General features: G+C 65.0%; 22 protein-coding genes. 11 read left to right on the forward strand and 11 right to left on the reverse strand.

The annotated features are described in order from the left end of the window. Position 1 precedes the first annotated feature (1 nt). The 5 genes from WHT83_RS03185 to hemC form a co-directional block, all read right to left on the reverse strand. Positions 2 to 481 carry a TerB family tellurite resistance protein gene (locus WHT83_RS03185; RefSeq protein ID WP_318763333.1) on the reverse strand — a complete coding sequence of 160 codons (480 nt, stop codon included), beginning with the start codon at positions 479 to 481 and terminating at the stop codon, positions 2 to 4. Positions 482 to 530: 49 nt separating this feature from the next. Beyond that, entirely contained in the window at positions 531 to 2,111 is a 1,581-nt protein-coding gene (locus tag WHT83_RS03190) for a heme biosynthesis protein HemY (protein WP_406872949.1), read from the reverse strand. Between the two features lie 10 nt (positions 2,112 to 2,121). Then, on the reverse strand, positions 2,122 to 3,480 hold the full coding sequence (locus tag WHT83_RS03195; RefSeq protein WP_406872950.1) for a COG4223 family protein: 1,359 nt from the start codon (positions 3,478 to 3,480) through the stop codon (positions 2,122 to 2,124). 121 nt (positions 3,481 to 3,601) lie between these two features. After that, a complete protein-coding gene (locus WHT83_RS03200; protein ID WP_406872951.1) occupies positions 3,602 to 4,318 on the reverse strand; it encodes a uroporphyrinogen-III synthase in 717 nt (238 codons plus the stop codon). Next, positions 4,319 to 5,248: a hydroxymethylbilane synthase gene (hemC, locus tag WHT83_RS03205; RefSeq protein WP_406872952.1), complete on the reverse strand. Its 930-nt coding sequence runs from the start codon at positions 5,246 to 5,248 to the stop codon at positions 4,319 to 4,321. Between the two features lie 98 nt (positions 5,249 to 5,346). Here hemC and tsaD point away from each other — a divergent pair, with 98 nt between their 5' ends. The 5 genes from tsaD to WHT83_RS03230 are packed head-to-tail and all read left to right on the forward strand — an operon-like array spanning position 5,347 to position 8,852. Further along, complete coding sequence (gene tsaD / locus WHT83_RS03210) at positions 5,347 to 6,432, forward strand: tRNA (adenosine(37)-N6)-threonylcarbamoyltransferase complex transferase subunit TsaD (RefSeq protein WP_406873916.1); 1,086 nt, start codon at positions 5,347 to 5,349, stop codon at positions 6,430 to 6,432. Beyond that, the gene (locus WHT83_RS03215; RefSeq protein ID WP_406872953.1) at positions 6,429 to 7,412 is read left to right on the forward strand and encodes an NAD(P)H-dependent glycerol-3-phosphate dehydrogenase; all 984 of its coding nucleotides are present in this window, start codon (positions 6,429 to 6,431) and stop codon (positions 7,410 to 7,412) included. Before tsaD ends, WHT83_RS03215 begins: the two co-directional genes overlap by 4 nt. A 20-nt stretch (positions 7,413 to 7,432) precedes the next feature. Next, positions 7,433 to 7,729, forward strand: coding sequence for a YciI-like protein (locus WHT83_RS03220; protein ID WP_406872954.1), 297 nt, complete (start codon positions 7,433 to 7,435; stop codon positions 7,727 to 7,729). A 20-nt stretch (positions 7,730 to 7,749) separates the two neighbouring features. Continuing rightward, entirely contained in the window at positions 7,750 to 8,184 is a 435-nt protein-coding gene (locus WHT83_RS03225) for an EVE domain-containing protein (RefSeq protein WP_108606326.1), read from the forward strand. Beyond that, positions 8,139 to 8,852, forward strand: a complete 714-nt coding sequence (locus tag WHT83_RS03230; protein WP_406872955.1) for a class I SAM-dependent methyltransferase — start codon at positions 8,139 to 8,141, stop codon at positions 8,850 to 8,852. The genes WHT83_RS03225 and WHT83_RS03230 overlap by 46 nt, the downstream gene beginning before the upstream one ends. A 6-nt stretch (positions 8,853 to 8,858) precedes the next feature. On the opposite strand, the gene gcvA is transcribed toward WHT83_RS03230, so the two are convergent. Next, positions 8,859 to 9,776, reverse strand: coding sequence for a transcriptional regulator GcvA (gene gcvA / locus WHT83_RS03235; RefSeq protein WP_108606324.1), 918 nt, complete (start codon positions 9,774 to 9,776; stop codon positions 8,859 to 8,861). A gap of 134 nt (positions 9,777 to 9,910) precedes the next feature. Between gcvA and WHT83_RS03240 the strand changes: the two genes are divergently transcribed. After that, positions 9,911 to 10,159: a hypothetical protein gene (locus tag WHT83_RS03240; RefSeq protein ID WP_108606323.1), complete on the forward strand. Its 249-nt coding sequence runs from the start codon at positions 9,911 to 9,913 to the stop codon at positions 10,157 to 10,159. Positions 10,160 to 10,252: 93 nt separating this feature from the next. Here WHT83_RS03240 and WHT83_RS03245 read toward each other — a convergent pair whose 3' ends face one another. After that, complete coding sequence (locus WHT83_RS03245; RefSeq protein WP_406873917.1) at positions 10,253 to 10,756, reverse strand: L,D-transpeptidase; 504 nt, start codon at positions 10,754 to 10,756, stop codon at positions 10,253 to 10,255. 174 nt (positions 10,757 to 10,930) lie between these two features. Between WHT83_RS03245 and WHT83_RS03250 the strand changes: the two genes are divergently transcribed. Both WHT83_RS03250 and WHT83_RS03255 read left to right on the forward strand, forming a co-directional pair. Continuing rightward, positions 10,931 to 11,614 carry a response regulator transcription factor gene (locus WHT83_RS03250; RefSeq protein ID WP_108606322.1) on the forward strand — a complete coding sequence of 228 codons (684 nt, stop codon included), beginning with the start codon at positions 10,931 to 10,933 and terminating at the stop codon, positions 11,612 to 11,614. A 73-nt stretch (positions 11,615 to 11,687) separates the two neighbouring features. Then, the gene (locus WHT83_RS03255) at positions 11,688 to 12,143 is read left to right on the forward strand and encodes a Crp/Fnr family transcriptional regulator (RefSeq protein ID WP_318763326.1); all 456 of its coding nucleotides are present in this window, start codon (positions 11,688 to 11,690) and stop codon (positions 12,141 to 12,143) included. 190 nt (positions 12,144 to 12,333) lie between these two features. Here WHT83_RS03255 and WHT83_RS03260 read toward each other — a convergent pair whose 3' ends face one another. The 4 genes from WHT83_RS03260 to WHT83_RS03275 all read right to left on the reverse strand — a co-directional run bounded on the left by WHT83_RS03260 (position 12,334) and on the right by WHT83_RS03275 (position 17,870). Then, positions 12,334 to 13,140: an exodeoxyribonuclease III gene (locus WHT83_RS03260; RefSeq protein ID WP_183263455.1), complete on the reverse strand. Its 807-nt coding sequence runs from the start codon at positions 13,138 to 13,140 to the stop codon at positions 12,334 to 12,336. 265 nt (positions 13,141 to 13,405) lie between these two features. Further along, the gene (locus tag WHT83_RS03265; protein ID WP_406872956.1) at positions 13,406 to 14,059 is read right to left on the reverse strand and encodes an outer membrane lipoprotein carrier protein LolA; all 654 of its coding nucleotides are present in this window, start codon (positions 14,057 to 14,059) and stop codon (positions 13,406 to 13,408) included. A 119-nt stretch (positions 14,060 to 14,178) separates the two neighbouring features. Beyond that, on the reverse strand, positions 14,179 to 16,824 hold the full coding sequence (locus WHT83_RS03270) for a DNA translocase FtsK (RefSeq protein ID WP_406872957.1): 2,646 nt from the start codon (positions 16,822 to 16,824) through the stop codon (positions 14,179 to 14,181). Positions 16,825 to 16,949: 125 nt separating this feature from the next. Continuing rightward, positions 16,950 to 17,870: a hypothetical protein gene (locus WHT83_RS03275; RefSeq protein WP_406872958.1), complete on the reverse strand. Its 921-nt coding sequence runs from the start codon at positions 17,868 to 17,870 to the stop codon at positions 16,950 to 16,952. 290 nt (positions 17,871 to 18,160) lie between these two features. On the opposite strand from WHT83_RS03275, the gene WHT83_RS03280 reads away from it, so the two are divergent. From WHT83_RS03280 to WHT83_RS03290, 3 genes are all read left to right on the forward strand, one after another. Beyond that, positions 18,161 to 18,382, forward strand: a complete 222-nt coding sequence (locus WHT83_RS03280) for a hypothetical protein (protein ID WP_406872959.1) — start codon at positions 18,161 to 18,163, stop codon at positions 18,380 to 18,382. Positions 18,383 to 18,524: 142 nt separating this feature from the next. Then, positions 18,525 to 18,776 carry a DUF1344 domain-containing protein gene (locus WHT83_RS03285; protein WP_108606315.1) on the forward strand — a complete coding sequence of 84 codons (252 nt, stop codon included), beginning with the start codon at positions 18,525 to 18,527 and terminating at the stop codon, positions 18,774 to 18,776. A 144-nt stretch (positions 18,777 to 18,920) separates the two neighbouring features. Next, positions 18,921 to 19,340: a hypothetical protein gene (locus tag WHT83_RS03290; RefSeq protein WP_108606314.1), complete on the forward strand. Its 420-nt coding sequence runs from the start codon at positions 18,921 to 18,923 to the stop codon at positions 19,338 to 19,340. Positions 19,341 to 19,384 lie beyond the last annotated feature (44 nt).

Consider the following 19,384-nt stretch of genomic DNA (forward strand, 5'->3'; position numbering starts at 1 on the left):
CCTATTCGTCCGCTTCGGGTCCGACGGAACGCTGCGCCTTCTGCGCCGCCTTGCGCTTGGCCTCGATGCGATCGCGGCTTTCGACGCCGATCAGTTCGGCGATGCGCCAGATGGTGTTGTCCTCCATCTCGTGCAGCTCGCCATCGGCATAAACGATCTCCCACATCATGCCGATGAAGTCCTTGCGCGCCTCGTCGTCGAGGCTGCGCTTGAGCACGCTGGTGAAAGCGTAGAGATCGATCGCCTCGTTGTCGGCCTGCTCGCCGGCCTTCGCCAGCCGGTCGAGTTCGCCACCCGAAATGCCGTAGCTCTTGGCCAGCAGCTGCTTGACGCGCTCCCATTCGACGTCCTGCCGGTCGCCGTCGGCGTCCATGACGTGATACATCAGCGCCGCTGCGGCGACGCGCGGGTCGTCCTCGCTCGATTGCCTCGTGCCCGCCGACGGCAGATCCTTCAGAAACGAAATCATGCGCTCGAACATTGGCAGAATCCTGTTTGGGGCCAAGCCTAGATTTAGGGTTGGCCGATAATCAAAACAAACGGAAACGCCGCTGGGCGTTTTCCCGTTCCACCTCGGGGTCGACACCCGGGTCGTCGGGAAGCCGGATCGGCTCTGCCTTGTCCTCGTCCACCACCCCGGCGACACCATCCGGCGTCGGCGGAACGACTTTTGCCGTGGCTGTCTCAGTCGCCTTTTCCGGCATCACCTCGACGTCGCTTTCCACCTCAACGATGTCATCGCCGGCGGGCTGTGCGGCCCGGATCGCCGGGATCGCCACGCGTGCTTCCGGCTCCTCGTCTTGCTGTTCGATGAGATGGCCGAGACGCTCCTCAGGCGCCTTCCATTCGAAGGCGTCAAGCCTGCCGGTCACCGGCGAGAACGGCGCCCAGCGCTCGGAAACGACGCCGTCGGCGACCCATGCCGGGTCGCGCGGCGCCCGCACCGCCTTGGCGAGCCACTGTCGCACCTTGCCCTGGTTGCCGGTTTCCGCTTCTTCGATGTCGGCAAGCAGCAGGTAGGCGCCCTCGCGCGGCTGCATCCGGGCCGCCGCCTCGGCCTCGGCGCGTGCCAGCGCATAATCCTGTGCCTCCAGCGCCGCCCGCGCCACGGCAAGCGAGGATTCAGGGTGGTTCTGCTTCAGCGATTGCAGCTTCTTGGCCCGTGCCAGCCGGTCGAGCACCGCATCGCCGGGTCGGCCATGAACATAGAGTTCGGCGACATCTGGCAGCGGTTCGGCCTTCCACGCGCCTTCCAGCGCTTTCGAGCCCTTACGCACGTCGTTCTGGCGGAACAGCGCCTTGGCAGCGACGATGGCCGCCGGGCCGAACTCCGGCCGCAGCCGGTTGGCTTCAAGTGCCGCGGTCCGCGCCGTGTTGAAGTCGCTCTCGAACAGCGACATCGCCTTGGCCGTCAGCAGCACCGAGCGGCGGTTGTTGGCGACGTCGCGCTCGATCTGCCGTGTCGCTTTCTGGGCATCGACCAGCGCCAGGGCGCCATCCCAGTCGCCGCGCTCGGCCTTTTCCTCCAGTGTCGAATCCGCCGCCCAGGCGAGCTGTGGCGCAAGGCCTGCGGCGCGCCCGGCATAGTGGCGGGCGGCCGAGCGATCGCCAAGCCTTTCGGCCTCGAGATAAAGTCCGCGCAGGCCAAGCAGGCGCATTTCGGGATCGTCGAGCATGGCCTCGAATTTCTGCCGCGCGCCGTCATGGTCGCCTTCGAGCAGTGCCGCCTGGGCATCGAGCAGCTGGATCAGCGGCTCCTGGTCGAAGCGGATCAGCTTTGCCGCTTCCTTGTTCTTCTTGCGCGCGAGCGCCGCATCGCCGGCACCGGCAGCGATCATGCCGGTCGACAGCGCCTGGTAGCCACGGTCGCGGCGGCGGGCGCGGAAATGTCGGGCGATGGCATAGGGGCTGTTCCACAGCGACTTGGTCAGCCACCACGACAACATCACCGCAACCACGATGGCCGTCACGGCCACCGCAGCAACCATCAGGCTGACCTGGTACTGGTAGCCGCCGAAGGTTACCACCATGTCGCCTGGGCGATCAGCCAGCCAGGCAAAACCGAGCCCGAGCCCGAAGACGACGGCAAGGAAGAACAGGATGCGTATCATCTGATGTTCCTCACGCCTTCATCGCATTGGCGACGAGCTGGTCTACCAGCGTCTCGACCTCCAGCCGCGCCTTGACCTTGGCGGCAAAGTCGACACCCGCCGCCTTGGCCGTATCCGGCAGCGTCTCGTATTCGGCAATTGCCTTGGCGAAGTCGCCCTGGCTGACCGCCAGTTCCATGCGCGCCACCGTTTCTGGCGCGCCAGCGCCTTCGACGGCGCCGATCGGCCGCACCTTGACCAATTGTTCGGCGCTCGAAACCAGGCGCTCGAACACGCCGGCGTCGGGATTGACCGGCTTCGCCGCCGCGATCATCGCGTTGGCGGCGGCGTCGGTCTCGGCGACGATGTCGGCCCGTGTCGCCACGCCCTTTTCGGCATGCGCCCTGAGCGTGGCCAACTCCGGCGCGTCGGGCGAAATGGCGGCGAAGGTTTCGAGTTCGGCGCCGAAGGCGCCACCCCGGTCGACGGCTGCCTTGAGCGCCGATGCGGCGATCGCCAGCGCGATCTTGGGCTGGGACGCCTGCGCCTCGACCTTGGAGGCGAGCGCGGAAACCGACTGCTCCAGCGTCGCCATCTTGCCGTCGTCGGCAGTCGCTGCCTCGCCAGCCGACTTCACCGCCGCGTCGAGCCCGGCAAGGCGTTCGTTCAGCGCCGCGATCTCGGTCGACGCCGCCCCGTTCTGGCCGAGCGTGGCAACGGCCGCCTCGATCTGCTTGATGCGGCCGTCGAGCCCTGCGAGCGCCTCGCCCGATCCGGCCTGGCCGGCCGCCGTCTTCAGCGCCTCGACCTCGGATTTCACTTCCTGGACCGCTGTGGAAAGGCCATCGACCTGTCCCTTGAGCTCGCCGCCCCCGCTCGAAGCGCCGATATCGGCGACCTGCGACTTCAGCGATGCGATCTCGGCCTGCAACTGCTCGTCGCCGCTGCTGCCGGCGCTGCCTGGTGTGCCCAGCACGCCTGCATATTGCAGCCCGCCGGCCACCAGAAGCGTGATCAGGCCGCCGGCGAGTCCCGGCAGGATGCCGGACGTCGGCCGCCGCGCCGGGCCTGACGTGGAAGCAGCCGAACTTGACGCGTACGAACTGCCGGCACCCGAAGCTTCAGCCGGCGCCTCGGCCTTCGGCTTCTGCGCCTGCTGCCCATTGTCGAAATCATAGTCATAGGAAGCATAATCGCTATCGGCCGGCGCTTTCGGCTCGCGAGCCGCGGGCTCTGCCTCGTCACCCATCGTCGCCGAAACGCTTTCGGCCTCTGCCACGGCCTCGGCCTTGGCGACGTCCTCGACGCGCGACACCGCGCCTGGCTCCAGCTCGATCGTGACCGGCTCGCGATGCGTCTTCGAGTGGCGCGTCTTCGGCGTCTTGACCATGCTTGGGGCTCCGAGATTTCGTTGGCACATGTCCCGCGGCGGTTGCGGGGTCGAAGATCAAAATCAGTAACACCCACCGTCCAGCGAAAAAAGGCCGCGTGATGGCACGTTCAACGCAACGTCAGTCCGGCAAGCCAAGAAGATCGAGCAACGCATCCTCGTTGGGATCGGGCGCGACCTCGACGTTGAAGCCGTCGCCCAGCGCCGACGCAATACGCCCCGACAGGCAGAAACACGTCGCACCCCGTATCAGGTAATCCGCCTCGGCCTGCATTTCCATCAGCGTACCGAATGCGGCTGCCGCCCGGGCCGAATAGATCAGCACCGCGTCGACCGGCTGGCCGCCGAGTTGCTGGCGCACGAACGAAGGCGGCGGTGAAAGAGCTATCGTGTCGTAGGTTTCGATAGGCACGACCTTGATGCCGTTTGCGCCGAGGCGCCGCTCGAAATCCGGCATCCGCACGCGTCCGCAGAGATAAGCCAGCGTTGCCTTGCCCAGCTCGATGGCGATCATGTCGGCGAGGCCTGCCGCATCGCCCGGCCCTTCATTGACGGAGGAAAATCCCGCCTTGCGCGCGCCCTCTGCGGTCCGTGAACCGACCGCGTGGCAAGGCAGGTGGCTGAGCCGCTCGACCAGCCCGCTCGGGGCATGGCGGAGCGCATTGGCACTCGTCACGGCAACCGCGGTGGCGTTGGTCGGCACGCTTTCGCGCGTCACCGGCAGCGGCTGGGTTTCGGAAAGCGGCAGCAGGACTGGTTCGAAGCCGAGCGCTTCAAGGCGCCGCGCGGTGCGGGTGGCGCCGGGATCCGGCCTCGTCACCAGCACACGGCGTGCCATCTAGCTCCACCCCTCGAAGAACTTTTCGCCGGCTCGTGCCCTGACGTCTTCGCCGGCCTTGCGGCCGATTTCAGCAGCGTCTGCCGCCCGGCCCTCGGCCTTGGCTTCGTGCGACAAGGTACCGTCCGGTGTCAGGATCAAACCTTCAAACGACAGCCTGTCACCGTCGATCATAGCGTATCCGGCAATCGGCGTCCGGCACGAACCGTCGAGCGCCGCAAGAAACGCCCGTTCGCAGGCCAGCGCTTGTCCGGTCGGCTTGTGGTCGATCGCCGCAAGCATGTCGCGCACGCGACTGTCGCCGATGCGGCTTTCGATGCAGATAGCACCTTGCCCCGGCGCCGGCGGAAACACGTCCAGCGGCATCAGGTCGGTGATGATGTCCGCAAGGCCGAGCCGGCGCAGGCCGGCATTGGCGAGGATGGTGCCCTGGGCCACGCCCTCGTCGAGCTTTCGCAGGCGAGTCTGCACATTGCCGCGGAACATCACCACGTCGAGGTCGGGGCGCATGCGCCGGATCAGCGCCTGCCGCCTCAGCGACGACGAGCCCACGATGGCACCCTCCGGCAGCTCCGCGATCCTGGGCGCCGCCCGTCCGATGAAGGCGTCGCGCGGGTCCTCGCGCGGCAGGAACGCGGAAAGTTCCAGCCCGTCAGGCAGCTGCGTCGGCATGTCCTTTGACGAATGCACGGCGAAATCGATCTCGTCGGCGTACATCGCCTCTTCGAGTTCCTTGGTGAACAGGCCCTTGCCGCCGGCCAGCGCCAAAGGCCGGTCCTGGATGCGGTCGCCGCTGGTGGCGATCACCACGATCTCGAACGCCTCTTCCGGCAAGCCATGCGCCGCCATCAGGCGCGCGCGCGTCTCATGCGCTTGCGCAAGCGCTAGCAGGCTGCCGCGGGTTCCGATTCTCAAGGCTCTAGTTTGCATAGCGCTTGGTCCGTGATAACCCCGCGCTGGCGGGGCGGTCCCGTACCTCCTATCTAGGAAATTACCACCGGGCAATCATGCAGGGTAGCGACCAATTGATCCGCGTTCTGGGCATCGAGACAAGCTGCGACGAAACCGCAGCCAGCGTCGTTGCGCTCGAGGCAGGCAAGAAGCCGGTGATCCTGTCGAGCGCGGTCTTCAGCCAGATCGAGGAACACGCGGCCTTTGGCGGCGTCGTACCCGAAATCGCCGCACGCGCCCATGTCGAGGCGCTCGACGGTATCGTCGAGGCAGCACTTGAGGATTCGGGCCTGTCGCTGGCCGATATCGACGCAGTCGCCGCCACCGCCGGACCCGGCCTTGTCGGCGGACTGATCGTCGGGCTGATGACCGCCAAGGCGATCGCCGCCGCCTCAAGCAAGCCGCTGCTCGCCATCAACCACCTCGAAGGCCACGCGCTCACCGCGCGGCTGACCGACGGGCTCGAATTCCCATACCTTCTGCTCCTCGTCTCCGGCGGCCACACCCAGATCGTGCTGGTGCGCGGCGTCGGCGACTACCAGCGCTGGGCCACAACCATCGACGACGCGCTCGGCGAAGCCTTCGACAAGACCGCCAAGATGCTGGCCCTGCCCTATCCCGGCGGCCCCAATGTCGAGAAGGCGGCGCAGTCTGGCGACGCCACCCGCTTCGTCTTCCCGCGTCCGATGAAGGGATCGGCGCAGCCCGATTTCTCCTTCTCCGGCCTCAAGACCTCGGTGCGCCAGGCAGCAACTTCAGTTGCACCGTTGAGCGACCAGGATGTCGCAGACATCTGCGCCTCCTTCCAGGCCGCCGTCACCGACACGCTGGGCGACCGCGTCAAGCGCGCGCTGGCCCGCTTCCGCGCCGAGTACTCGCATGTCGCCACGCCGGCGCTGGTCGTCGCTGGCGGTGTCGCCGCCAACAAGCAGATCCGTACATGCCTCGAAGCGCTGTGCGCCGAGAATGGCTTCAGCTTCATCGCACCGCCCATGTGGCTCTGCACAGACAATGCCGCGATGATCGCCTGGGCCGGCATCGAGCGGCTGCGCGCCGGGCTGACCGAGCCTGACGCATTCGATTTCGTGCCGCGCTCGCGCTGGCCGCTGGACAGCGTCTCAGCACCGGTCGTCGGCTCCGGCAGGCGGGGAGCCAAGGCATGAGCGCATACAAGGTCACGGTTCTGGGCGGCGGCGCCTGGGGCACGGCGCTGGCACTGGCCATGCTGCGCGCCGGCCATTCAGTCACGCTCTGGGCCCGCGACGCCGACAGCGTCGAGGCCATCGCCAAGGGCCAGAACCCGCGCTACCTCCCCGGCATCACCTTCGAGACCGGCATCGCCGCGACATCCGACCTCGCGAAAGCGCTGACCGGCGCCGACTGCGTTCTGGTCGTCACCCCGGCCCAAGCACTGCGCAGCGTACTTGGCGAGGTCAAGCCGCATGTCGCCTCCCATGTCCCGCTGGTGCTCTGCGCCAAGGGCATCGAGCGCGACACCGGCACGCTCCTGTCTGCCATCGCCAGGGAACTCCTGCCCGAAAATCCGGTGGCCGCCCTTTCCGGCCCAAGCTTCGCCACCGATGTGGCGCGTGGCCTGCCGACCGCCGTTGTTGTTGCCGCCGAAGACGACGAGCGCGCCGCAGCCCTCGCTTTGCGTTTTTCCGCTGCCAATCTGCGCTGCTATTCGACCGACGACCTCATCGGCGTCGAGCTCGGCGGCGCGCTCAAGAATGTCTTTGCCATCGCCGCCGGTGCCGTCACCGGTGCTGGCCTCGGTGCGTCGGCGCAGGCTGCGTTGGTCACCCGCGGCTTCGTCGAGCTGCGCCGCATCGGTGCTGCCTTCGGCGCCCGGCCCGAAACGCTGATGGGCCTGTCCGGTCTCGGCGACCTGATGCTGACCTGTTCTTCCGCGCAGTCGCGCAACTTCGCCTATGGCGTGGCGCTCGGCAAAGGCGAGGAGTTGTCCGGCCGGCCGCTGGCCGAGGGCGTCGCCACCTCCTACATCGCCGCGCGGCTGACCCGCGAGCGCGGCATCGAAGCGCCGATCGTCGAGGCGGTTGCCGCCTTGCTCGACAAGGCCATCACCATCAACGAGGCGGTTGCCGGCCTGATGACGCGGCCGCTGCGCGCCGAAGCCGACTGATTTCCATCGAGAGGGACAACATGCTTTTCGCACTGATCTGCAAGGACAAGCCGGGCCATCTTCAGGTCCGCCTCGACACCCGCCCCGAACACGTCGCCTTCCTCAACGACCTTAACGCCAAGGGTGCGCTGAAGTTCGCCGGCCCGTTCCTCGACGGCGAAGGCAAGCCCGACGGCAGCCTTGTGGTCATCGAAGCGGCTGACAACGCCGCTGCCCAGGCAATTGCCGCAGCCGACCCCTATGCCAAAGGCGGCCTGTTCGAAAGCGTCCAGGTCCGCCCTTGGAACTGGGTCTTCAACAACCCGGCGAGCGCCTGATCGGATATCGAGGGGACGACATGAGCGACAAGAAATACTGGCTGTTCAAATCCGAGCCTTTCAAATTCTCCTTTGAGATGCTGAAGGCGGCCGGCAAGAAGGGCACGCAGTGGGACGGCGTGCGCAACTATCTCGCCCGCAACAACATGCGCGCCATGCAGATCGGCGACCTCGGCTTCTTCTACCATTCCAATGAAGGCCTCGAGGTTGTCGGCATCGCCGAGGTCTGCGCGCTGGCGCATCACGACACCACCACCGACGACCCGCGCTGGGAATGCGTCGACATCCGCTACCACAGCGAAATCCCCAAGCCTGTCACCCTGGCCGACGTGAAGGCCAATCCGGCGCTCGAAAAGATGGCGCTGGTCACCTCGATGCGCCTTTCGGTCCAGCCCGTCACCCCGGACGAATGGCAGGAAGTGTGCCGCATGGCCGGGCTCGACAAGGCGCCGTGACGACAGGCTCCGTGACACAGCTCACGCCCGAAAGCGCGGAAAACTTCATCCGTGCCAACACGGCACTGATGCGGCCGCCGCATGTGCCCGAGATCGCGCTTTACCTTGCCGACGAGGCGCATGATCTCTGGCACCGCACCGAGGAACAACTGGCCGAGATCGGCCTGCCGCCACCCTTCTGGGCCTTTGCCTGGGCCGGTGGCCAGGGTCTGGCGCGTTATGTGCTCGATCACCCGGAGACCGTGCACGGCAAGCGCATCCTGGACTTCGCTTCCGGCTCCGGCCTCGTCGCCATCGCCGCCATCCAGGCGGGCGCTGTTGCCGTCGTCGGCGCCGACATCGATCCGTTCTGCGAAGCGGCCATCCGGCTCAACGCTGCAGTCAACAATGTGACCGTTGGCTTTGCCGGCTCGGACCTCGTCGGCAGCGACGACGGCTGGGACGTGGTGCTTGCCGGCGACGTCTTCTACGAAAAGCCCTTCGCCGACCGGTTGGTGCCCTGGTTCGAAGCGCTCAGGGCACGCGGTGCGGAGATTCTCGTTGGCGATCCCGGCCGCTCCTACCTGCCCAGCGAGCGGCTCGAAAAACTGGCCTCCTACGAGGTGCCCGTTACCCGCGCGCTCGAAGACGCCGAGGTCAAGCGCACCACCGTCTGGCGCTTTGCCTGACGCCTGTCAGGTCTGCGTCTTCTCGGCCTCATCCAGAATCCATTGCCGGAACGCCGCGATACGCGGATCGTCGGCAACCCCCTTGGGATAGACCAGGAAATAGGCGAACTCGCGCGACACCCGGATGCCGAGGTCAAACGGCCGGACAAGCCGCCCCTCGGACAGATCGTTGGCGACCATGGCGAAATCGGCCAGCGCCACCACGCTGCCATCGATCGCCGCCTGCACGGCGTCGGATGAGGTGGTGAACACGATCGAGCGGCTGTCGTCGAAATCGTCGACGCCGGCCGCCGCCATCCACATCCGCCAGTTCGGCCAGGTCACGCCCTGCTGCGACCATTCGATATGCACGAGCGTGTGGTTGAACAGGTCGCGTGGCACGCGCAGCGGCGGGCCGGACGCCAGCAGTGCCGGGCTGCACACCGGAATGATCATGTTGTCGAACAACCGGTCGGCGACAAGCCCCGGATATTTGCCCGTGCCGAAACGAATGCCGACATCGACGTCGTCAAGGTCGAAGTCGCGCACGTCGTAGCTGATGTCGAAGCGCAGCTCGATGTCGGGGTGCAGCTTGCGGAAGCCGTCGACGCGCCGCATCAGCCATTTCGAGGCGAACTGCGCGTCGAGCGTCACCTTCAGCAGCGCCGTCCCGCGCGTCAGCTTGCGCGCCCTGGAAACGGCGCGGTTGAGCGTGTCGAGCGCATCGGCTGAGGCGTCGCAAAGTGCTGCTCCCGCCTCGGTCAGCCGGATGCTGCGGCTGGTACGCGTGAACAGCACCACGCCGAGCTGATCCTCGATTTCCTTGATCTGGTGGCTGACGGCGGCCGGCGTCAGGCCGAGCTCGTCGGCCGCACGGGTGAAATTCAGGTGCCGGCCGGCAGCCTCCAGCGTCCGCAAAGCACGTGTCCCGGGTACGAAGCGCATCACCAGATCTTCAAATTCGGTTTGATGATCGAGAAAGAACTACTCGTTTCTCTTTTGTCTTTCAAAGCAGCATCATGAGCCCAGTTCAATCAATGTCAAACCGGATTTGATGTCCGGACGAAACGGAACCGACCATGTCTACCGATGTCCTGAAAGCCACCTTTGTCCAGCCGGCACGGCTGCAGCCGGTTTTCGATTGGTTTCGCCAGATGAAGGCAGCCCTCAACCTGCCCGCCGAGGATTTCGGCTGCCTGACTGAGCATTATCGCCGCGACACCGGCATTGCCAGCAAGGACATCGCCAAGGCTGTCGACGCCGATCTTGGCCGCCTCGGCCTGCTCGACATCGGTTGGCAGCAGCCGCGCCGCCAGCCCCATCGTTGAAGCCTTCTCCCACTCACTCTGGGAGCACACTCGGCCCGAAGATCATGTCTCCCGATCTTCGGGTCGCTTTCTTTACAGGGCCACTTGGCGGCGCTAGCGCACCACTTTCATGATCGTACGGCTCGACAGGTGCGGCAACAGCCGCGCCATAACCTGTGCCGTCACCGCCACGCAGCCTTGCGTCGGGGTGAAACCCGGCCGCGCCAGATGGAAGAATATGGCGCTGCCGCGGCCGCGCCGGCGCGGCCTGATGTTCCAGTCGAGCACGATGCAGGCGTCATAGAGCCGGTCGTCGCGCTTCATCCGCTCATGGCTGGCGCCGTAGGGAATCTTCACCGGCCTGTTGTAATTGCGGTCGTCGGGCACTTCGCACCAGCCGAGGTCAAGCGCGATCGCGCTCATCGCCAGCCCTGTCTGCCCGGCTGCGAAATGATCACGCCTGAAATAGCCCGACAATAGCCGCATCGGCCCGAGCGGCGTGCCGCCATCGCCCTCGCGTTTGTTCGCGGTGATCCCGCCACGCCCCAGCGCGCAGGGAAACACGGTCCCGCCAACCTGCAGAAGCCCCTTGGTCCGGTCGCCGGGCTTGGCCCGCACGACGATGGTGGAAATGCATTTTCGCAAAAACCCGCCCGCCCCAATTACGCCTTTGATTTTTCTTGTATGATCGCACGCGGAACCAAATCACCGCGTTGACAGTTGTGCCGTTCAGCTTCTTCATCCAATTGCCGCGGTCAACAGAATTTTGATTTTAAAACAACGGATTGATTCATGACCTCACGTACCATCCTGATCGTCGACGATGACGACGATCTGCGCAGCACGCTGGTCGAGCAACTCGCGCTTTATGAGGAGTTCGAAGTCCTTGAGGAAGCGACGGCGGCCAAGGGCGTCAATGTCGCCCGCGCCGGCCTCATCGACCTGCTCATCATGGACGTCGGCCTGCCCGACATGGATGGCCGCGAGGCGGTGAAGATATTGCGCAAGGGTGGCTACAAGGCGCCCATCATCATGCTGACCGGCCACGACACTGATTCGGACACCATTCTCGGCCTCGAGGCCGGCGCCAACGACTACGTCACCAAGCCGTTCCGCTTCGCCGTCCTGCTCGCCCGCATCCGCGCCCAGTTGCGCCAGCACGAGCAGAGCGAGGATGCTACCTTCTCCGTCGGCCCCTACACTTTCAAGCCGAGCCAGAAGCTGCTCCTCGATGCACGCGGCGGCAAGGTCAGGCTCACCGAAAAAGAGGCCTCGATCATCAAGTATCTCTACCGCGCAGACCAGAAGGTCGTTACCCGCGACGTGCTTCTCGAAGAGGTTTGGGGCTATAATTCGGGTGTGACGACACATACGCTGGAAACACATGTCTACCGGCTGCGGCAGAAGATCGAGCGCGATCCTTCCAATGCGGAAATTCTTGTGACAGAAAGCGGCGGATACAAGCTGGTTCCCTGACCGGTTTTTCGGCGGTGTGGGGCCGCCGGTCAACGACAGGGAGAAGGAGCCGGTCTGAGAAGTCGGGGACATAATGGCGCTGGATGACGACATCCGCATCCTGTCCGGCGTGAGGCTGTTTGAGGGCTTCACCCAAGAACAGCTGCGTTTGCTGGCCTTCGGCGCGGAGAATGTGCATCTCCCGGCCGATCGCAAGCTCTATCGCGAGGACGACGAGGCTGATTCGGCCTATGTCGTCATCTCGGGCCGCATCGCGCTCTATCGCGAGGTCGATGGCGTTCGCCTCGAACTCGGCACCGCGGGTCCGGGTTCGATGCTCGGCGAACTGGCCCTCATCGCCGACACCAGGCGGCTGACAAGTGCCGCTGCTGCGACCGATTCGGAAATCATCCGGCTCAACCGGAAAATGTTCCACCGCATTCTCGAGGAATACCCCGAGGCCGCCGCCGACCTGCACCAGCACATCCTCGAGGACCTCCAGGACATGCTCGCGCGGATCGAGGACATGGCGCCCCGCTTCGGCAAGTAGGCTGCCGTCGGTTGGATCAAGGAACAGCTTGTGCGTCGGTTTCGACCTCGTCCGGCCCCGCCGGCCTCCTCCCGCCCCTGACTTGTCAGCATTGCGGCATGGATTCCCGACGCTCTCAGCTCGTTTCACTCGCTCGGGGGCAAACCGACGAAGCTGGCCTGCCCGCAACCGCACGCGGTTTCACCGAATCTCAGTCCAGGTCAAACCGAGCAATGACCGGCACATGGTCCGACGGTCGGTCCCAGCCGCGCGCAGCGCTCAGGATCTCGATGCCGGTCAGCTGCGGCGCCAGATTGGCCGACGACCAGACATGGTCGAGCCGGCGGCCGCGGTTGGAGATCTCCCAGTCCTTCGCCCGGTAGCTCCACCATGTGTAGATCTTCTGCTCGTCCGGCACGTTGAGCCGCATCAGGTCGACCCAGCCGCCAGCCTTGCGCATCGCCTCGAAATTCTCGGTCTCGACCGGCGTGTGGCTGACCACGTTGAGCAACTGCTTGTGCGACCAGACATCGTGCTCCAGCGGCGCAATGTTGAGGTCGCCGACGAGCACCGAGGCCGACGTCTCGTCGTGAGCCGCCCGGATGGCATTCATCTCGGCAACGAAGCCAAGCTTGTGTCGGAACTTCGGGTTGATCTCGGGATCGGGTTCGTCGCCGCCGGCGGGAACGTAGAAGTTATGCAGCGTCACCTTCTTACCACCGGCGTCGAACCGCACCGACAGGTGCCGGCTGTCGTCGATCTCGCAGAAGCGGCGCTTCTCGACGATCTCCAGCGGCCGCCGCGCCACGGTCGCCACGCCGTGATAGCCCTTCTGGCCGTGGATCGCGATGTGCTCGTAGCCGAGCTTGCGGAACGCCGCCGAAGGAAACTGGTCGTCCGGGCACTTGGTCTCCTGCAGGCACAGCACGTCTGGCGCGTATTCGTTCAGCAGCCGCTCGACCAGCGGCATGCGCAGGCGCACGGAGTTGATGTTCCAGGTCGCAAGGGAAAAGGGCATGGCTGGTTCCGGCAAGAATTTGCGGCGGAACCTGCCAGTACAGGCCAGCGATGACAAGGCGCGAAGACGGATGCAGCGCCGGCCGCAGCGCTGTCCACAGCTAAGGCGGGCAGACTTACCCCAAGAGGCTGATTGATCACTCGCCCTGCCGAGACATATGGCGGGGGTTTCGAGAACCGGAGCGGAGCGTACTAAAGTGCGTGAGCACCGGAAGCGCAGAAAGCCGCGTCAGATGACCGGCAGGGTAGAGTTTGCAAGCAGCCTCTCAGTCGCTCTTTTTTTGCGTGTTAAGCTCGCGGTTGAGCTTGTAGTCGATCTTGAACGTATCGGCGGCGAAGGAGCCGCCCTGCTTGACGTTGAACACCATCACGGTGGTGTCCTTGCCCTGCGCATCGGTGATCGTCCACTGCCTAAGCTCATAGGTCTTGGGGTCGAACATCATGGTGATGGTCGAATTGCCGAACACCTGCTTGTCGGAAAGCTTGATGGTGGTCAGGTCGTCCTCTTCGGTGACGCTCTTGACCTTGTTGCCGGTGAGATCGATGCGCTCGTCGAGCAGCAGCTTCAGCGGCGTCTTCGACAGCGGATAAAGATCGGAGGTCCGCATCTTGGAGTTCAGGATGACCACCGACTTGCCGTCGGAGATGACCTTGAAATTGGACGGCGCCTCATAGTTGAAGCGGATCTTGCCCGGGCGCTGCAGGAAGAACTTGCCGCCTGTCTGCTCGCCGCGCGGACCGAATTGCACGAACTCGCCCGACATCGAGCGCACGCTGGAGAAATGGTCGGCGATACGTTGCGCCGCCTCGGAGGCCTGGGCCGGGTTCTGCCATGCGATCAGCGGCGTCGCGGTCAGCGCGATGGCCGCCGCGAAGCCGAGCAGGCGTCGGCGGGTCGGGGTGCGGATGTCGTCGTTCATGCCGGTTACTCTCTCAATCCAGTTCGACGGTTCTATCGGCACTTAGTAGGGCTGAAGTTTGACATGGTTCACGCCATGCGCCCAAGAACGCGAAAACGTGATCGCAGGTTCCCCTGATCCTACATCTTGTCGTCTTCGGTCGGCACCAGAATCTCGCGCTTGCCGGCATGATTGGCAGGCCCGACGATACCCTCCTGTTCCATCTTCTCGATGATCGAGGCAGCACGGTTGTAGCCGATGCCGAGACGGCGCTGGATGTAGCTCGTCGAGGCCTTGCCGTCGCGCAGCACCACGGCGACAGCCTGGTCGTACGGGTCGTCCGAATCCTCGAAATTGCCGCCGCCACCGCCGCCGCCCTTGGGCGCATCGTCGTCGTCCTCGCCATCGTCCTCGGTGATCGCGTCGAGATACTCCGGCACGCCCTGCAGCTTGAGGTGGGCGACTACCTTCTCGACCTCGTCGTCGGCAACGAACGGGCCATGGACGCGCTGGATGCGGCCGCCGCCGGCCATGTAGAGCATGTCGCCCATGCCCAGCAGCTGCTCGGCGCCCTGTTCGCCCAGGATCGTGCGGCTGTCGATCTTCGACGTCACCTGGAACGAGATGCGGGTCGGGAAATTGGCCTTGATCGTGCCGGTGATGACGTCGACCGAGGGACGCTGCGTCGCCATGATGACGTGGATGCCGGCCGCGCGCGCCATCTGCGCCAGGCGCTGAACGGCACCTTCGATGTCCTTGCCGGCGACCATCATCAGGTCGGCCATTTCGTCGATGATCACGACGATGTAGGGCATCGGCTCCAGGTTGAGGTCCTCGGTCTCGTAGATCGCCTCGCCGGTTTGGCGGTCGAAGCCGGTCTGCACGGTGCGCGAGATCTTCTCGCCCTTCTTCTCGGCCTGGCTGACGCGGGCGTTGAAACCGTCGATGTTGCGCACGCCGACCTTGGACATCTTGCGGTAGCGGTCCTCCATCTCCCGCACCGTCCATTTCAGCGCCACCACAGCCTTCTTCGGGTCGGTGACGACTGGCGTCAGAAGGTGCGGAATGCCGTCATAGACCGACAGTTCGAGCATCTTCGGATCGATCATGATCAGCCGGCATTCCTGCGGCGTCATGCGGTAGAGCAAGGACAGGATCATCGTATTGATCGCCACCGACTTGCCCGAGCCGGTGGTGCCGGCAACGAGCACGTGCGGCATCTTGGCGATGTCGACGATGACCGCCTCGCCATTGATCGACTTGCCGAGCGCCAGCGCGAGCTTCGCCTTGGTCGTCTCGAAGTCGCGGCTCGCCATGATCTCCCTGAGATAGACCGTCTCGCGCTTGGCATTGGGCAGTTCGATGCCGATGGCGTTGCGCCCCGGCACCACCGCGACACGGGCGGCGATTGCGCTCATCGAGCGCGCGATGTCGTCGGCAAGGCCGATGACGCGGGACGACTTGATGCCCGGCGCCGGCTCAAGCTCATAGAGCGTGACGACAGGACCCGGGCGGACATGGATGATCTCGCCCTTGACGCCGAAGTCCTCGAGCACGCCTTCGAGCAGGCGCGCATTCTGTTCCAGCGCGTCCTTGGACAGGCTGGCGTCGCGCGCCACATTCTTGGGCTCCGACAGGAAATGCAGCGACGGCATCTCGAAAGTGTCGGCACCGATCAGCGTCGTTTGCGCTTCGCGCTGCACGCGAGCGCCGGGAGCAGGCCGCGGTGCGGGCGCCGCGACACGTGCCGAGGCGGGACCTGCCGAGGCGGGCGAGCGGAAATTCTGTACCTGCGCGCGACCGTCGAGCGAGGGCATGTCGAAATCGTCGTCGTCGCCGAACACGTCCTGGTCGTCCGGGGCGACCGAGACCTGGCGGTCCTGCGACACCATCTGGGCAAAGAACTCCGGCTCGACGCGCGCGCGGCCACCTGCGGTAACGCGGGCTTCGGCACGTTCGGCCGATTCGACGCGCTCGGCCGCCTGCCGCCAGGCGCTCTCGCGCTTCACCGGCGGCATGTCGTAGCCTTCCTGCTCGCGGCGCTTGGCGGCGCGGCGGCGCATATAGGCCTTGGCCGACAGCCACCAGTGGGTGATCGCGCCAAGCGCCAGCACACCCTCGTTGTCGTCTTCGTCCTCGTCGTCGAAGCTGGCGAAATCCTGCTCGCGCATGTCGGGCTTGGGCTTCGGGTTGACGACGGCAAAGCCGTTCTCGCGGTTGAGCAAGCCAGCCCCGAAGGCAAACAGCCAGATCGCCGGCGCGATCAGCAGCACGCCGATGACGGTGGCGATCAGACCGGTCGGATAGCCGCCGATGAACAGCCCCGGCACCTTGAGCACCATGTCGCCGAACACGCCGCCGAGGCCGGTCGGCAGCGGCCAAGTCGGCGGGGCGCCGACGCAGCCTGTGATTGCCGCCGCCAGCAGGGCAGAGCCAAACCAGGCAACGCCGCGCTTGGGCATGCGGTCGACGCCGCGTGCGGTGGCAAACAGCACGCCCCAGATCACCGCCGGCATCAGGGCTGCGACCGAGGCCAGGCCGAAGAACTGCATGGCGAGGTCGGCAAATACCGCGCCGGGATAACCCATGGCGTTGGTCACCGGATTGTCGGTGGCATGGCTGAAGCTCGGATCGGCGACGTTCCAGGTGCCGAGCGCCGCCAGCCCAAAGGCGACGAAGGCAAACAGGCCCAAGCCCGCCGCGCGGCCTGCCTGCCGTCGCGCGAATGCCTGGATGCCGTGCCCCGTTTCAGTCAGCGCGAGCGGTGAGGAAACCCCAGAACGCATGCCTCGTCCCCGTCCAATAATGCCTTGGCCCGGGCGCGGACGCGTCTCGGGCAGATTCGGCTGTCAGACTATCGGGGCGAAGGTTAAGGCCGCATTAAGGTTAAGCCATGGTTCATCTGCCGGCCTCAGCGGCCGAGCCATTCACGGTCGAACATCTCGACGAGGGGCTGGAAATCATCGGTGGCGATCTGGTCGGCGCCAGCATCGCTGGCACGCGTCAGAAACCTGCGCAGTTGCAGGTCGGCGACGTCAGGCTGGGCGAGATCGATGTCGAACCTCGCCAGATCCTGCGGGATCGTCAGGGCCGGATCGAGATAGCCGTCGCCCGCATTCGACTGCATATCCGCCTGCTTCAGCCGCACCAGGACGACACGCGTGGCCGAGGGCTGGGACTCCGGCCCGAGCACGGTCGTGCCGGCAAGGTATCCGCCAAGCACGCTTCCCGGCGGCGAGAACGGAAACAGCGCGAAGAAGAAATGGGTATCGTCGCTTGGTCCGCCGACATGGATATAGACGCTGCGCCGCGTGACGGTCACATGACCCTTGAGCTGCAGCCGCATCGTCGGCAGATGTTCTATATAGGTCGCGGTCAGCCGCTGCGGCCCGTGCTCCTGTTCGATCACCAGCGTCCCACGGATGAACTGGCCGCGAAAATATGGCGACCAGCTGTGCGAATAGCAGGCATAGCGGCCGACGATCGTGGCCCCCCTGTCGTCCTGCCCCGGCTGCTGGGGCTTGCCGAAAGCCATCGCTCTCCGCTCGAGTTGCTGGCGATCCCTGCCATGGTGTTCGCATATCTGGCCGACGAAGCTGTCCAGGTCGCAGTCGACGATCCAGTCGGCCTGCTTGGGAAGTTCGAGCATCTTGATCCAGTCTTCGTAGACGCTGAACTGTCGCGGCGTTGACCGGCCCTGGAGCCATTTGTCGGCCCGATCGACATCGAATGCGGTCGTCGGATTCACCCGCCTGAAAGCCGCAGCCAAATCCTTCCGCGTCGCTGCGCCAACAAAAGCCGCAGTCAGGCGCAGCTTCCGGTCAATATTCATTCCATTAATTCTCCCCCAGCGCTCCAGTTCGACATATTTTCTTCTTTGCCACCGAAAGCAAGCCACCTCAGGAACTTCCGGGAAATTCCGTAGTGTTCCGGACGTTCCGCTCCCATTGCATTTACACTGTGGCCACGTCGCGAGATCGTCCGCTCGCACGATCGGGCATTGTCGCCGGGGGGCGTCAGAATGCCCGATGGAGCGGGCCATAGGCCCAGGCCGGTTGTTCCGGCTTGGGCCGGCGCCCTTTGCAGAAGTCCCCGATTTCAGCACCAGAAGGGCGCAAACTCATGCAAGGTGACGCGATTCAGTTACAGCAGGCCGTCGAAGGCTGCGCCAAGGAGCCTGCTGTCCGGCAGCGTTCCTTTCTAGCCAATGTCCTCCTTGGCGCGATTGCACTCTTTTCGTCGGTCAGGTCGCGCACGTATCCCGGCGAACAAGCTGACGGACTCGATGCTTTAGACATGCTGGGCGGCTGGCAAGGCACCGACGCGCGGCGTCGGAAGCGCTAGCCATCTCTGGCAAGTGTTGCCTTCCTCGCCGCCCGGCGTCCGCCGGCCAAGGGCGGTGTTATCCCATCGACCACTCGATTTGATGCAACCATGGCGGACTTGGGTCGTTGGTAGGGCGAGGGAACAACCAAGGAGAAGCAGAATGAGAAAGCTGATTTTGGCTCTTGGAGCCGCGGCACTCATGGCAGGCGCAGCATGGGCGGCCTCGGCCGACGGCGTCGTCAAGGAGTTCAACAAGGACACCCGCGTCATCACGATGGAAGATGGCAAGAGCTACACCGTGCCCGCTGACGTCGCACTGCCGGCCGATCTGGCCGCTGGCATGAAGGTCACGGTCACAGTGGCCGACGACGATGCCACCAAGGTAAGCGCGGTGACGATGTCCGCCATGTAGACCACCTCCTGTGGACCTATTGGCAGGAAAAACCCCGCTCCCCTCCGAGCGGGGTTTTTCCGTTCCGGCGAGACAATACGGGCTTGCCGCGGCATCGGCATCGCCATACCTTTGTATATTAGCGAAAACTAAAAGGAGGCAACGATGAAGCACCATAGCATCGAGCAATTGCAAGCCTTCGCTGAAGTCCGTCCCGCAACTCCGCGCTTGCCGATGACGCGAACCCAGCGCCTCGAACGTTGGGCCGAACTTCTGCAGCGCGAGCCGGAACGGCGCCTTGGAACGCTTTCAGGCACGGAATACACGCCTCGCGCCGCACGGCAGGCACTGCGCGTCGCGGGCTCGCCCATCACCGTGGCATTCGAGGACGCGGGTTTCCGGGCCGATGGCCTTGCCGACGACAGCTATGGCGAGGCAAAGCGCTTCTTCGACCTGTCCGACAGGCAACTGCACAATATCGTTTGCTACTGCCATTTCGGCGAAGCGGTTCGGGGTGCCAACGCCGCCCGCCGCGTGCGCGCAGCGATCGGTTTGTGGCCGCGGATTCGGGCGTTTTTTGCCTGATTTGATGCGCCCGGCATAAAAAGAGGGCCCGGATTGCTCCGGGC

It is taken from the genome of Aminobacter sp. P9b (genome assembly GCF_045345995.1).
Lineage (GTDB): Bacteria > Pseudomonadota > Alphaproteobacteria > Rhizobiales > Rhizobiaceae > Aminobacter > Aminobacter niigataensis.